The organism is Micromonospora sp. NPDC093277 (genome assembly GCF_044765245.1).
In the GTDB taxonomy this organism is placed as follows: domain Bacteria; phylum Actinomycetota; class Actinomycetes; order Mycobacteriales; family Micromonosporaceae; genus Micromonospora.
The window spans coordinates 243,552-257,037 of record NZ_JBIWJO010000008.1; the positions used below are offsets into that span (position 1 = coordinate 243,552).

Annotated in this window: 11 protein-coding genes and 1 pseudogene; 10 read left to right on the plus strand and 2 right to left on the minus strand. The window is 73.2% G+C overall.

The window, feature by feature from the left end; genetic code table 11:
- The first annotated feature begins 49 nt into the window (after nucleotides 1–49).
- Nucleotides 50–1,387 (plus strand): histidine--tRNA ligase, encoded by a 1,338-nt coding sequence (gene hisS / locus ACIRG9_RS19935; RefSeq protein WP_402857605.1) that lies wholly within the window; start codon nucleotides 50–52, stop codon nucleotides 1,385–1,387.
- A 51-nt stretch (nucleotides 1,388–1,438) separates the two neighbouring features.
- Nucleotides 1,439–2,374, plus strand: coding sequence for an acyl-ACP desaturase (locus ACIRG9_RS19940; RefSeq protein WP_402857608.1), 936 nt, complete (start codon nucleotides 1,439–1,441; stop codon nucleotides 2,372–2,374).
- 130 nt (nucleotides 2,375–2,504) lie between these two features.
- Here ACIRG9_RS19940 and ACIRG9_RS19945 read toward each other — a convergent pair whose 3' ends face one another.
- Entirely contained in the window at nucleotides 2,505–3,014 is a 510-nt protein-coding gene (locus ACIRG9_RS19945) for a PaaI family thioesterase (protein WP_402857611.1), read from the minus strand.
- Between the two features lie 55 nt (nucleotides 3,015–3,069).
- Here ACIRG9_RS19945 and ACIRG9_RS19950 point away from each other — a divergent pair, with 55 nt between their 5' ends.
- The 6 genes and pseudogenes from ACIRG9_RS19950 (at nucleotide 3,070) to ACIRG9_RS19975 (ending at nucleotide 9,796) form a co-directional block, all read left to right on the plus strand.
- Nucleotides 3,070–3,543: a winged helix-turn-helix transcriptional regulator gene (locus tag ACIRG9_RS19950; protein WP_402857614.1), complete on the plus strand. Its 474-nt coding sequence runs from the start codon at nucleotides 3,070–3,072 to the stop codon at nucleotides 3,541–3,543.
- Nucleotides 3,544–3,787: 244 nt separating this feature from the next.
- Nucleotides 3,788–4,840: a S1 family peptidase gene (locus ACIRG9_RS19955; RefSeq protein WP_402857617.1), complete on the plus strand. Its 1,053-nt coding sequence runs from the start codon at nucleotides 3,788–3,790 to the stop codon at nucleotides 4,838–4,840.
- 200 nt (nucleotides 4,841–5,040) lie between these two features.
- On the plus strand, nucleotides 5,041–6,846 hold the full coding sequence (gene aspS / locus ACIRG9_RS19960) for an aspartate--tRNA ligase (RefSeq protein ID WP_402857620.1): 1,806 nt from the start codon (nucleotides 5,041–5,043) through the stop codon (nucleotides 6,844–6,846).
- A gap of 104 nt (nucleotides 6,847–6,950) precedes the next feature.
- Nucleotides 6,951–7,758, plus strand: a pseudogene (locus ACIRG9_RS19965) (sugar nucleotide-binding protein).
- Between the two features lie 86 nt (nucleotides 7,759–7,844).
- The gene (locus ACIRG9_RS19970; protein ID WP_402857623.1) at nucleotides 7,845–8,468 is read left to right on the plus strand and encodes an ArsR/SmtB family transcription factor; all 624 of its coding nucleotides are present in this window, start codon (nucleotides 7,845–7,847) and stop codon (nucleotides 8,466–8,468) included.
- A complete protein-coding gene (locus ACIRG9_RS19975; RefSeq protein ID WP_402857626.1) occupies nucleotides 8,465–9,796 on the plus strand; it encodes an MFS transporter in 1,332 nt (443 codons plus the stop codon). The genes ACIRG9_RS19970 and ACIRG9_RS19975 overlap by 4 nt, the downstream gene beginning before the upstream one ends.
- 65 nt (nucleotides 9,797–9,861) lie before the next feature.
- Here the strand turns inward: ACIRG9_RS19975 and ACIRG9_RS19980 are convergent, their stop codons facing one another.
- Nucleotides 9,862–10,602, minus strand: coding sequence for a GNAT family N-acetyltransferase (locus ACIRG9_RS19980; RefSeq protein WP_402857629.1), 741 nt, complete (start codon nucleotides 10,600–10,602; stop codon nucleotides 9,862–9,864).
- Between the two features lie 165 nt (nucleotides 10,603–10,767).
- Between ACIRG9_RS19980 and ACIRG9_RS19985 the strand changes: the two genes are divergently transcribed.
- Nucleotides 10,768–10,965, plus strand: coding sequence for a hypothetical protein (locus ACIRG9_RS19985; RefSeq protein WP_402857632.1), 198 nt, complete (start codon nucleotides 10,768–10,770; stop codon nucleotides 10,963–10,965).
- A 74-nt stretch (nucleotides 10,966–11,039) separates the two neighbouring features.
- Nucleotides 11,040–12,542, plus strand: coding sequence for a replication-associated recombination protein A (locus ACIRG9_RS19990; RefSeq protein ID WP_402857635.1), 1,503 nt, complete (start codon nucleotides 11,040–11,042; stop codon nucleotides 12,540–12,542).
- Nucleotides 12,543–13,486: the final 944 nt, after the last annotated feature.

Genomic DNA, 13,486 nt, shown 5'->3' on the forward strand with positions numbered 1-13,486 from the left:
CGACCACGACCTGTCCGCGCGGTCCGCGCGGCGCCCAAGGAGTTACGCCATGAGCAAGCCCACGCCCATCTCCGGCTTCCCGGAGTGGACGCCTGCCCAGCGGATGATCGAGCAGTTCGTCCTCGACCGGATCCGGGCCACCTTCGAGCTGTACGGCTTCGCCCCCCTCGAGACCCGTTCGGTGGAGCCGCTGGACCAGCTCCTGCGCAAGGGGGAGACCTCCAAGGAGGTCTACGTGCTGCGCCGGCTGCAGGCCGACCCGGGGGGCGCGACCGGCGACGACGCGCTCGGCCTGCACTTCGACCTGACCGTGCCGTTCGCCCGCTACGTGCTGGAGAACGCCGGGAAGCTGCAGTTCCCGTTCCGCCGCTACCAGATCCAGAAGGTGTGGCGGGGTGAGCGCCCCCAGGAGGGGCGCTACCGCGAGTTCCTGCAGGCCGACATCGACATCGTCGACCGGGACACCCTGCCGGCCCACTACGAGGCCGAGATGCCACTGGTGATCGGGGACGCGCTGCGCTCGCTGCCGATCCCGCCGGTGCGGATCCAGGTCAACAACCGCAAGATCTGCGAGGGCTTCTACCGGGGGGTCGGGCTGACCGACCCGGAGGCGGCGCTGCGCGCGGTCGACAAGCTCGACAAGATCGGCCCGGCGAAGGTGGCCGAGCTGCTGGCGGAGACCGCCGGGGCGAGCGAGGCGCAGGCCAAGGCGTGTCTGGCGCTGGCGGAGATCTCCGCGCCCGACGCCTCCTTCGCCGACGCGGTGCACGCCCTCGGGGTGACCGATCCACTGCTCGACGAGGGCATCGCGGAGTTGGTCACGGTGGTGGAGACCGCCGCGGCGCACTCGCCCGGCCTCTGCGTCGCCGACCTGCGCATCGCGCGGGGCCTGGACTACTACACCGGGACCGTCTACGAGACGCAGATGATCGGCTACGAGCGGTTCGGCTCGGTCTGCTCGGGCGGCCGGTACGACAACCTGGCCAGCGCCGGCAACGTCCGGTTCCCCGGCGTGGGCATCTCCATCGGGGTCACCCGGCTGCTCGGCCTGCTCTTCGGCTCCGACGCGCTCTCGGTCTCGCGTAGCGTGCCGACCTGCGTGCTGGTCGCCGTGAACAGCGAGGAGGAGCGGCCGGTGAGCAACAAGATCGCCGAGGCGCTGCGCTCCCGGGGCATCCCGACCGAGGTGTCGCCGAGCGCGGCCAAGTTCGGCAAGCAGATCCGGTACGCCGAGCGCCGCGGCATCCCGTACGTCTGGTTCTCCGGCGTGGCGGGCGACGAGGTGAAAGACATCCGCTCCGGCGAGCAGTTGGCCGCCGCGGCCGGCGAGTGGACCCCGGCCCGGGAGGACCTGAAGCCGCTGGTGGGTCCTTCGACTGGCGTGTGACGACGATTCACCCTACGGTGGCGTAAGTTACGCCACCGTAGGGAGAACCTCGTGACCGTGCTCAGCCAAACTGCCCTTCTCCTCGAACTCGAGCCCGTCGTCGAGAAGAACCTCGACCGGCATCTGTCGCTGGCGAAGGAGTGGTTCCCGCACGAGTACGTGCCGTGGAGCGAGGGGCGCACCTTCGACGGCCCGCTCGGCGGGCAGGCGTGGACGGAGGCGGACACGAAGCTGCCCGAGGTGGCCCGCACCGCGCTGATCGTCAACCTGCTCACCGAGGACAACCTGCCCTCGTACCACCACGAGATCGCCACGCTCTTCGGCCGGGACGGCGCGTGGGGCACCTGGGTGCACCGGTGGACCGCCGAGGAGGGGCGGCACGGCACCGCGATCCGGGACTACCTGACCGTGACCCGGGCGGTCGACCCGGTGGCGCTGGAGCGGGCCCGGATGGTGCACATGTCGGCGGGTTACCACAACGTCCACGACGACGAGGTGCTGCACTCGCTGGCGTACGTCTCGTTCCAGGAACTGGCCACCCGGATCTCGCACCGCAACACCGGCCGGGCCGCCGGTGACCCGAACTGCGACGCGCTGCTGGCCCGGGTGGCGGCCGACGAGAACCTGCACATGGTCTTCTACCGCAACCTGCTCGGCGCGGCCTTCGAACTCGCGCCGAGCCAGGCCATGCGCGCGGTCGCCGACGTGCTGGCCGACTTCCAGATGCCGGGCGTCGGCATCGAGGGCTTCGCCCGAAAGTCGGTGGCCATCGCCCTGGCCGGCATCTATGACCTGCGCCAGCACCGGGACGAGGTGGTGAATCCGGTGCTGCGGCAGTGGGACATCTTCGAGGTGACCGGGCTGGACGCCGACGGCGAGGCCGCCCGCGACCAGATCGGCGCCCACCTGGCCGACCTGGACCGCCAGGCGTCCCGTTTCGAGGAGAGGCGCGCCGCCCGCGCCGCTCGCCTCGCCGCGACGCGCTGACCCGCTGACCCGCGTTGTTGACCCGCTGACCCTCTGACCGCATTGTTGATCATGAAGCTGTCGTCGTGACACGCTGGGCGGCCGACGACAACTCCATGATCAACCGGGTGAGGGTCGGGGTGGGAGCGGGTTAGGCGGGGGTGTCCAGGGGGAAGAGGAGGCAGCTCGAGGTCGCGTGGGCGATCAGGCGGTCCCTCGTGTCCGTCAGGCGGGCTTCGGCCAGGGCGGTGCGGCGGCCGCGCTGGAGCACGGTGCCCTCGCAGCGCAGCCGGCCGCTCTCCACCGTCACCGGCCGGAGGAACTTCACGTTCAGGTCCAGCGAGGTGTAGCCGACGCCGGCCGGCAGGGTGCTGTGGACGGCGCACCCGGCGGCGGTGTCGAGCAGCGTGGAGATGACCCCGCCGTGCACCGTGCCGAGCGGGTTGTAGTGGAACTCCTGCGGCACCAGCTCGACCGCGACGCGGCCCTCGTCGGCCTCCAGTCGGGCCATGTCGATCAGGTGCATGACCGGCGGCGCGGCCAGTTCCCCGGCGATCATCGCGCGCAGCAGCTCCAGGCCGCTGCGGCGGCCGACGTGGGCGGCCCCGGCCAGCGGGTCGGACCAGGAGAAGGTGCGGCTGCGGTCCTGCGTCTGCGTCATGGACGCAGCCTCGCAGCGCGTTGCTGAGTCTGTCAATCAGACTTAGCCTGTCGGCATGACACCCGCGGCACTGGACTGGTCGGTGGAGAACTGCACCATCGCCCGCGCGATGACGATCCTCGGCGAGCGCTGGACCCTGGTCGTGCTCCGCGAGGTCTTCAACGGCATACGCCGCTTCGACGACATGCGGGTGCGCACCGGGATCCCCCGGCAGGTGCTCACCAACCGGCTCGCCACGCTGGTCGAGCAGGGAGTGCTGCGCCGGGAGCCGTACCGGGAGCCGGGCAGCCGGCTGCGGCACGAGTACCGGCTCACCGAGAAGGGGCTCGACCTGTGGCCGGTGCTGGTGGCGGTGCTCGGCTGGGGCGACCGCTACCTGGCCGATCCGGACGGCTCGCCGCTGACGGTCGCCCACCGGGACTGTGGGGCCGAGGTCCGGGTCGCGCTGCGCTGCGCCGACGGGCACGGGGTGATCGAACCGCGCGACCTACTGCCCCGGCCGGGTCCGGGGGCGCGCCGCCGGAGCTGAGGCGTCCCTCGGCGTACGGTCGGACGAGGGACGCGACACCAATCGTATCGATGACACTCTGTGTCCACATTGTTGCGCCCTGATTGCTTTTCGAGCGGGCTCAATCCGGGCAAAGCATTACCTTGCCAATGATCTTAAATATGTGAATACTTTGGTCACTCGGCCGGTTCCCCCCAGGTCGGCCGGTTGTCCTCGGGCGCGTCGGTGTGACGCCGCCCGTCACCCCCTCCCTGGAGGTTGTTACATGCGACCCACGAGGTCCTCGCTCCGCCGCGCCGCCGCCATCGCGGTGGCCGGTGCCCTGGTCACGGGCTCACTCCTCGGCGCACCCGCCCAGGCGGCCCCTGCCTCGCCCGCCTCCCCCGACGCCGCGGCCGACCTGGCCACCAAGCTCGGTGACCGTGCCGCCGGCGCGTACACCGACAACAGCGGCAAGATGGTCATCGCGGTGACCGACGACGCGGCCGCGCGCCAGGTCCGCGCCGCCGGCGCCACCCCGAAGCTCGTCACCCGGGGCGCCGACAAGCTCCAGGCGGCCACCGACGAGCTGGAGCGGTCCGCCAAGATCCCGGGCACCGCCTGGTGGGTCGACCCGGCCACCAACCAGGTCGTGGTCTCCGTCGACAGCACCATCACCGGCGCCAAGCTGGAGCGGGTCAAGGCCGCCGCCGCCCGTACCGGCGGCACCGTCCGGATCGAGGCCGAGGCCGGTGTGCTGAGCACCCGCATCTCCGGCGGCCAGGCGATCTACGCCGGCGGCGGCCGCTGCTCGCTCGGCTTCAACGTCCGCAGCAGCTCCGGCACCACCTACTTCCTGACCGCCGGGCACTGCACCAACATCGGCTCGACCTGGTACTCCAACTCCGGCCAGACCACCGTCCTCGGCACCCGCGCGGGCACCAGCTTCCCGGGCAACGACTACGGCATCGTCAAGCACAGCAACTCCGCCAACGCGACCGGCAACGTCTACCTGTACAACGGCTCCTACCGGGACGTCACCGGCGCCGCCAACGCGTACGTCGGCATGAGCGTGTCGCGCTCCGGTAGCACCACCGGCGTGTACAGCGGCACGGTCCAGGCGCTGAACGCCACGGTCAACTACGCCGAGGGCAGCGTCTCCGGCCTGATCCGCACCAACGTCTGCGCCGAGCCCGGCGACAGCGGCGGTTCGCTGTTCAGCGGCAACAGCGCGGTCGGCCTGACCTCCGGCGGCAGCGGCAACTGCCGCTCCGGCGGCACCACCTACTTCCAGCCGGTCACCGAGCCGATGAGCGTCTACGGCGTCAGCATCATCTGACCCTGACCGACATCGTGCAGAGCGGGCCGCCGACCTCCGGCGGCCCGCTCTCCGCGTCTGGACAGCAAGCACGGGAAGGCGTGCGCCTCCGGCGGGAGCCGTTCGCTGACCGGGCAACCACGCCCGGTGCCGGTGGCGGGCGGGGCACCCTGACAGAATGCGGGGAGCAGACGTGGACCGCAGATGAGGAGACGCAAGTCGTGATCCGTACCCATGACGCCGGCAGCCTGCGCGCGGCGGACGCCGGCACCACGGTGACGCTCGCCGGCTGGGTGGCCCGCCGGCGCGACCACGGCGGTGTCATCTTCGTCGACCTGCGCGACGGCTCCGGCGTGGCCCAGGTGGTCTTCCGCGAGGAGGACGCGCACGCGCTGCGCAACGAGTTCTGCGTGAAGGTCACCGGCGAGGTGACCCGCCGCCCCGAGGGCAACGAGAACCCGGAGCTGCCCACCGGCGAGGTCGAGGTCACCGCGAGCGAGCTGGAGGTGCTCTCCGAGGCGGCGCCGCTGCCGCTGCCGGTGGACGACCAGATCGAGGCCGGCGACGACATCCGGCTCAAGTACCGCTACCTGGACCTGCGCCGCAGCGGCCCGGCGAAGGCGCTGCGGCTGCGCTCGCGGGCCAACCAGCTCGCCCGGAAGGTGCTGCACGAGCGGGACTTCCTGGAGATCGAGACCCCCACCCTGACCCGCTCCACCCCGGAGGGCGCCCGCGACTTCCTGGTCCCGGTGCGGCTCCAGCCCGGCAGCTGGTACGCGCTGCCGCAGTCGCCGCAGCTGTTCAAGCAGCTGCTCATGGTCGGCGGCATGGAGCGGTACTACCAGATCGCCCGCTGCTACCGGGACGAGGACTTCCGCGCCGACCGGCAGCCCGAGTTCACCCAGCTCGACATCGAGATGTCCTTCGTCGTCGAGGACGACGTCATCGAACTCGGCGAGTCGATCGTCTCGGCGCTCTGGTCGGACCTGGCCGGCTACGAGATCTCCCGGCCGATCCCGCGGATCACCTGGCACGACGCCATGTCGCGGTACGGCTCGGACAAGCCGGACCTGCGCTACGGCGTCGAGCTGACCGAGCTGACCGACTACCTGCGCGGCACCGAGTTCCGGGTCTTCGCCGGCGCGATCGACGCGGGCGGGTACGTCGGCGCGGTGGTGATGCCGGGCGGCGCGGCGCAGAGCCGCAAGGAGCTGGACGGCTGGCAGGACTGGGCCAAGGCGCGCGGCGCGCGGGGCCTGGCGTACGTGGTGCTCGACGCGGAGACCGGCGAGGCGCGCGGCCCGGTGGCCAAGAACCTCTCCGAGGCGCACCTGGCCGGCCTGGCCGACGCGGTCGGCGCCAAGCCGGGCGACGCGATCTTCTTCGCCGCCAGCACCAACACCCGGGAGGCGCAGGAGCTGCTCGGCGCGGCCCGGATCGAGATCGCCAAGCGGGCCAACCTGATCGACGAGAGCGCCTGGGCGTTCTGCTGGGTGGTCGACGCGCCGATGTTCGAGAAGACCGACGAGGGTGGCTGGACGGCGGTGCACCACCCGTTCACCTCGCCGAACGCCGAGTGGGTGGACCGGTTCGAGGAGGCGCCGGACCGCGCCCTGGCCTATGCGTACGACATCGTGTGCAACGGCAACGAGATCGGCGGCGGCTCCATCCGTATCCACCGGGGCGACGTGCAGCAGCGGGTCTTCGAGCTGCTCGGCATCAGTCCGGAGGAGGCGCAGGACAAGTTCGGCTTCCTGCTGGAGGCGTTCAAGTACGGCCCGCCGCCGCACGGCGGCATCGCCTTCGGCTGGGACCGGATCTGCATGCTGCTCGCTGGCGCGGACTCGATCCGTGAGGTCATCGCGTTCCCGAAGACCCGGGGCGGGTTCGACCCGCTGACCGGCGCGCCGACGCCGATCACCGCGCAGCAGCGTGCCGAGGCGGGCGTCGACGCCAAGCCGAAGGCGCCGACCGGCCCGCACGCCGGCACCGCCGGCCCGGTGGCCCCGGTCGCCGACCCCACCTGATCCCGTCCCTCGTCGTCGATCATGAGGTTGGCGGGGACCGCGCTCCGCGTGTCGCCCCGCTAACCTCATGATCGCGGATATCGATGCGGCGAAGGGTGGGCGGCGTGACGTTGCTGGTGGTGGGGGCCAGCGGGTTTGTCGGCGGTGAGGTGTGTCGGCAGGCGGTCGCCGCGGGCGCCCGGGTGGTCGGGACGTATCACTCGACCGCCGTCACCGTCCCCGGCGTCGAGCGACGCCGGCTCGACGTCACCGACCGGGCCGCCGCGCGCGCTGCTGACCGAGGTACGCCCCGACGCCGTGGTCGCCACCCCCTACCGGTACGACGACTGGGCGGTCACCGCCGACGGCGCGGCGCATGTCGCGTACGCCGCCGCCGAGGTGGGGGCGCGGCTGGTGCACCTGTCCAGTGACGCCCTGCACGCCGGGCGGCCGACGCCGTACCTCGACGACGAGCCGCCGACGCCGATCTACGCGTACGGGGCGGCGAAGGCGGCGGCGGAGACCGCGGTCCGGGCGGTCGATCCGGGCGCGGTGCTGGTGCGGACGTCGCTGATCGTGGGGAAGGGCAGCAAGCAGATCCAGCTCTGCCAGGATGCGCTCGCCGGCCGCGCCACCCTCTTCACCGACGAGCTTCGCTGCCCGATCGACGTGACCGATCTGGCCGCCGCCGTGCTGGAGCTGGTGCCGTCCGACTACGCCGGCCCGCTCAACGTGGCCGGGCCGGACCCGGTGAGCCGGGCCGAGCTGGGTCTCCTGGTCGCCCGGCACTCCGGGCTCGACCCGGCCGGGCTGAAGACCACGACCGCCGTCGCCGCCGGCGTGCACCGCCCCGCCGAGGTACGCCTCGACTCCTCCCGCGCCGCCGGGCTGCTGCGTACCCGGCTGCGCGGGGTTACCGAACTCCTCGCCTGACCGTCGTCCGGTCACCTCTCAAATCATGCACACTTCCTGTGCACAACTCTTGTGCATAGGAAGTGTGCACAGATATTGTGCATCCCATGGGGAACGACGAAAGCTCCGCGCCGCGCGCAGTGCGGCTCTCTCACCAGCAGGTGCGCGTCCTGGCGCACCCCCTGCGCACGCGGCTGCTCGGCGCGCTGCGGGTCAGGGGACCGGCGACCGCCACCAAGCTCGCCGAAATGCTCGACACCAACACCGGGGCGACCAGCTACCACCTGCGCCAGCTCGCCGAGGTGGGCCTGGTCGCCGAGGACCCGGATCTCGGCACCGGCCGGCAGCGGTTCTGGCGGGCCGAGCACGATCTGACCAACTGGGAGCCCACCGACTTCGACGACGACCCCGACGCCCGGGCCGCCGTCGAGTGGATCGAGGACAACCAGGTGCGCCAGCTCGTCGAGAACGCCGAGCACTGGTTCGCCGTGCGCCACCAGTGGTCACCGGCCTGGCGCGACGCGTTCGGCATGAGCGACAACGTCGTGACCATCACCCCGGCCCGACTCAAGGCGCTGGCGGACGAGCTGTGGCAGATCCTCGAGCGCTACCGCACCGAGGCCGACCCGGACGAGCCCGGCGCGGAGCAGGTGGAGATCTTCCTCACCGCCCTGCCGCTGCTTGCGGGCCGGCGACCCGCCACCCCACCGACCGCCGAGGAGGAGCGATGAACAGTCTCTCCGTACGCCAGGTCCGGTTCCGCTACCTCACCCTCTACGGCCTGCGCTGGCTGCCCACCGGCCTGATGATCCCCGTGATGATCCTGCTGATGCAGGAGCGCGGCCTCTCGCTGTCCCAGATCGGCCTGGTCGCCACCGCGCAGGGCCTGGTCGTCCTCGCGCTGGAGCTGCCGACCGGTGGGTTCGCCGACGCGCTGGGCCGCAAGCCGGTCCTCGCCACCGCCTGGGTCATCGGCCTGATCTCGCTGGCCATCTTCGCGTTCGCCGACTCGTTCTGGCTCTTCTTCCTGTCGTGGGCGTTGCAGGGCGTCTACCGGGCACTCGACAGCGGCCCCATGGAGTCCTGGTACGTCGACGCCACCCTCGCCGCCGACCCCCAGGCCGAGTACGAGCGCGGCCTCGGCCATGCCGGCACCGTCATCGGCCTCGCCATCGGCGCCGGTGCGCTGCTCAGCGGTGGCCTCGTCGCGCTCGGCCCGATCGGTCCGGTCAGCGCGCTGACCCTGCCCGTGCTGGTGGCCATCGTCCTGCACGTCGTCTCGCTGGTCGCGCTGCTGGTCCTGATGGCCGAGCGCCGGCCGGCCACCGGAGCCGCGGCGCTGCGCGCGTCGATGGTCGAGGCGCCCCGGATGGTCGGGCAGGCGATCGGCCTGCTGCGCCGCTCCCGGGTGCTGCTCGCCCTGGTCGGCGTCGAACTGTTCTGGGGCTTCGGCATGGTCACCTTCGAGTCGCTGCTGCCGGTCCGCCTGGCCGAGGTGGTCGGCAACGCCGATCGTGCCGCGGCGCTGCTCGGCCCGGTCGGCTCGGCGGCCTGGCTGGCCAACGCGGCCGGCGCCGCGCTCACCCCGCTCCTGCTGCGCCGGCTGGGCGCCGCGCCCGCCGCCGCACTCCTGCGGGTGCTCCAGGGGGTGACCGTGGTCGGGATGGGACTGCTCGCCGGACCGGTCGGGGTGCTCATCGCCTACCTGGCCTGCTACACCGTGCACGGCGCGTCCAACCCGCTGCACATGGGGCTGCTGCACCGGCAGGTCGACGGGCCGTACCGGACCAGCGTCATCTCGCTGAACTCGATGATGTCGCAGCCGGCCGGTGCGCTCGGCGCGGTGGTCCTGACCGCCCTGGCCGACCGCACCAGCATCAGCCTCGCCATGCTGGTCGGCGGGGTGGTGCTCGCCCTGGCCGCGCCGCTCTACCTGCCGGCCTGGCGCGTCGGCCGGAACGCCACGCCCGTCGGTCAGCCGCCTCTCGACCCGGCGGAATCCGAGGACCGCGCCGCCGCACCGGCTGGCCTCGACGTCGCACCGGTTCAGGCGCGTTGAGGGCGGACCTGTTAGGAAGGGGCCCCTGCTCTGCCTGAGGCGCTAACAGGGGCCCTTCCTTCCGCTCAGCCGAGGTTGACCGAGGTGCGGTGTTCGGTGCCGGTGAAGCCGAGCCGGCGGTAGAGCCGGATCGCCCCGAGGTTGTCGGCATAGACGCCGAGCGCCACGTGGTCGTACCGGGCGAAGAGGGCGCGGGCCATTCCGGCGGTGAGCGCCGCGCCGAGGCCCCGCCCGCGCCGGTCGGTCGCCACGGTGAGACCGGCGAGGAAGCCGATGTCGCCCCGGCTGCGATCCGCCCCGCAGGCGACCAGGCGGTCCCCGTCGCGGATGCCGTACCAGTCGACGATCCGCGGGTCGCCGGTGCGGGAGGTGGTGGTCGGGAAGGACTCCTCGATCAGCGCCTCAAGGGCCGGGTGGTCGGACTCGGTGAGGCGGACCACCCGTTCCTCCTCCGGCTGCCGGGGCGGGGGCGTGGTGGTCCACAGGAAGTCCCAGTCGTCCAGCCGGGCCACCGTCAGCCGGCCGGACACCTCCTCGGGTGGGACGCGGGGCAGGTGCAGCCACTGCCCGGCGTGCAGCGTCCCGACGGCGACCAGGCCGGCGAAGACGTCCAGCGCCGGCCCGGCCGTGCCGAGCGCGCCGCCGGCCGGCCCCTGTTCCGGCGGGAGCAACCAGCCCACCGCGCCGTCTCGCCGCCAGCCGTGCGCGTCGTGGTCCCGCCACAGCGCGTGCCGGGCGTACGGGTGGTGACCGGTGGCGGCGAGCAGCGTGTCCCGGCCCGCCAGAACCTGGTCGGCAGTGATCATGCGACCAGCGTAGGAGAGGAGAGTCCGTGAGCTCGATCGGATTCCTGCTCGTCACCGAGCGGTGACACCGCCGGCCGCGGGCGGTTCCACGGTGGAGATTGACGGGCAGACCGATCGGGTACATCCCACGCCAACCCTGCTGGGACCCCCACCGGAGGAGTGGCCATGTTCGCCAGTCTCGCCGCCATCGTGTTCGGCTTCGCGCTGCTGCTCGACTTCCTGAACACCAACCTCGGCGCCCCCGACCTGTTCAACGCGCAGACCCTCAGCCTGATCGGCTTCCTGCTGCTCGCCCTGCACCTGGCCGGATTCGGCCACGGCCGGGGCCGCTGGTACCGGGGTCGGCGTCCGGGTCGAGGCTGACCGGAACGGATCATCGCGGGCCGAGCCGCGGCGCGATTCCAGCGTCGTCGGCCCGGCCCGGTAGTGTTCTCGTGATGCAGTCCGACGCCCTCTTCACCATCGGCGAACCCACCGGAGCGCCCGGCGCCCCCGCGGGCTCCACCGGCGTGGACGGGTTCGCCACCGCGCGCGCGGACTCGCCCCTGCCCGTCCGGATGCGGCCGGCGAGCATCGACGAGCTCGTCGGGCAGGACCACCTGCTCGCCCCGGGCGCACCGCTGCGCCAGCTGGTCGAGGGTGCGGCGCCGATGTCGGTGATCCTTTGGGGGCCACCGGGCAGCGGCAAGACGACCATCGCCCACCTCGTGGCCCGGGCCACCGACCGCCGCTTCGTCGCGATGTCCGCGCTGACGGCCGGCGTGAAGGACGTCCGCGCGGTGATCGACACCGCCCGCCGGCAGCGGCGCGCGGGCGGTCCGCCGACCGTGCTCTTCATCGACGAGGTGCACCGGTTCAGCAAGACCCAGCAGGACTCGCTGCTCGCCGCGGTGGAGGACCGGACGGTCACGTTGCTCGCGGCGACCACCGAGAATCCCTACTTCTCGGTCATCTCACCGCTGCTGTCCCGCTGCGTGCTGCTCACCCTCCAGCCGTTGGACGACGATGCGGTGCGCGGCCTGCTGCGCCGCGCGGTCGCCGACGAGCGCGGGCTCGGCGGTGCACTCACCCTGGAGACCGGGGCGGAGGAACATCTCGTCCGCCTCGCCGGCGGCGACGTACGCAAGGCACTGACCGCCCTGGAGGCGGCGGCCGCCACCGCCACCGCCCTCGGCGCCGGGCAGATCGACCTGGCCACCGCCGAGCAGGCCGTCGACGTCGCCGCCGTCCGCTACGACCGGGACGGCGACGCCCACTACGACGTGATCAGCGCGTTCATCAAGAGCATGCGCGGCTCGGACGTGGACGCGGCGTTGCACTGGCTGGCCCGGATGCTGGTGGCCGGCGAGGACGCCCGGTTCATCGCCCGGCGCCTGGTGATCTTCGCCAGCGAGGACGTCGGCATGGCCGACCCCGCCGCGCTCACCGTCGCCACCGCCGCCGCGCACGCCGTCGAGTACGTCGGGCTGCCCGAGGCACAGCTCAACCTGGCCCAGGCGGTGATCCACCTGGCCACCGCCCCGAAATCCAACTCGGCCACCACCGCGATCGGTGCGGCCATCGCCGACGTACGCGCCGGTCAGGGCGGCCCGGTGCCGCGGGCCCTGCGCGACGCCCACTACGCCGGCGCCCGGGGTCTCGGGCACGGCGCGGGCTACCGCTACCCGCACGACGACCACCGCGGCGTGGTGACCCAGCAGTACGCTCCGGACGATCTCGTCGGGACCGACTACTACCGCCCCAGTGGGCACGGCGCGGAACGTGCGGTGGCCGGACGGCTGCCGCTGCTGCGCCGGATCGTCCGCGGGCTGCCGGCACCGGTGGTCCGCGAGGAGGCCGGTGCGCCGGCCGCCGTGCCCGCCGGTCGTCCGGCCGGCGCGGGGCAGGGCAACGGCGTGAACGAGGGCGGCGGCGACGCCGTCGAGGAGGGTCAGCAGTGATGGCGCGTGGTCCGGAGCGGCCGGAGGACGGCCCCGACGAGCGGCGCGACCGGAGCGCCAAGGGTCGTCGGTGGGGGCGGGGCAGAGCCGAGGCCGAGCCGGACGAGGCGACCGTCGGCGAGGAGTTCGGCTGGATCGACGACCTGCGTACGGCCAAGCAGCAGCGCGCCGACCTCGGCCCGGATGCCGGCGGTTCCGCCGCCCCGCCGCCGACGCGCGGCGGGCCGCCCCCCGCGGGCCCGGGGCCGCGACCCGGCCCGCCCGCCGCCGAGCCGCCGCGCGGCGCCCCCGCTCCGGTGCCGCCACCTGGACCGTCCGGTCCGGGCAGGCCGTCCGCCCAGCGTGGTCCGGACGCCGGACCGGCGGTGCCCCCGGTACGCCCCAGCGGCCCCAGCGGGCCCGATCCGGCGGCTGCCCGTCGCCCGGTCGACGGGCCCTGGCCCGGTGCACCCGAGCCGCCCCGGCAACCCGCCGCGCCGTCCCGACCGCCGCGCCGGGGCCCCGACGTGCCCACCGGGCAGCAGAGCCTGGTTCCTCCCGCCACCGCACAGCCGGGCCAACCGGCTGGCCCGCCCGGTCGAACTGCCCCGCCGGCCGCACCCGCACCGGATCACGCCCGCGACGGGCAGGCGCCCGGACCCGGCTTTCAGCCACCCGGTCCCGCCGTGCCACCCACTCCCCGCAGCCGGCACGGCGCCGGCGGAACCGGCCCGTACGCCGAGGGGGCAGCCCCGCCCGGACGACCCGGGTCCGGTGGCGGCCGGCGATCCCTGCCCGACGACGTCGAGGCCCGCCCGGTCTCCGGGGCCGGCCGCCGGTCCGCCGCCGAACCCGCTACCGGCCGGGTCAACGTGCCGTCGGCAGCCGGCGCGGCCGGTCCGCCCGCTGCCGGCCACGCCGGTGTCGACCCGGTGACCGGCGTCCCGGGCGCCTCCGAGGCCCGG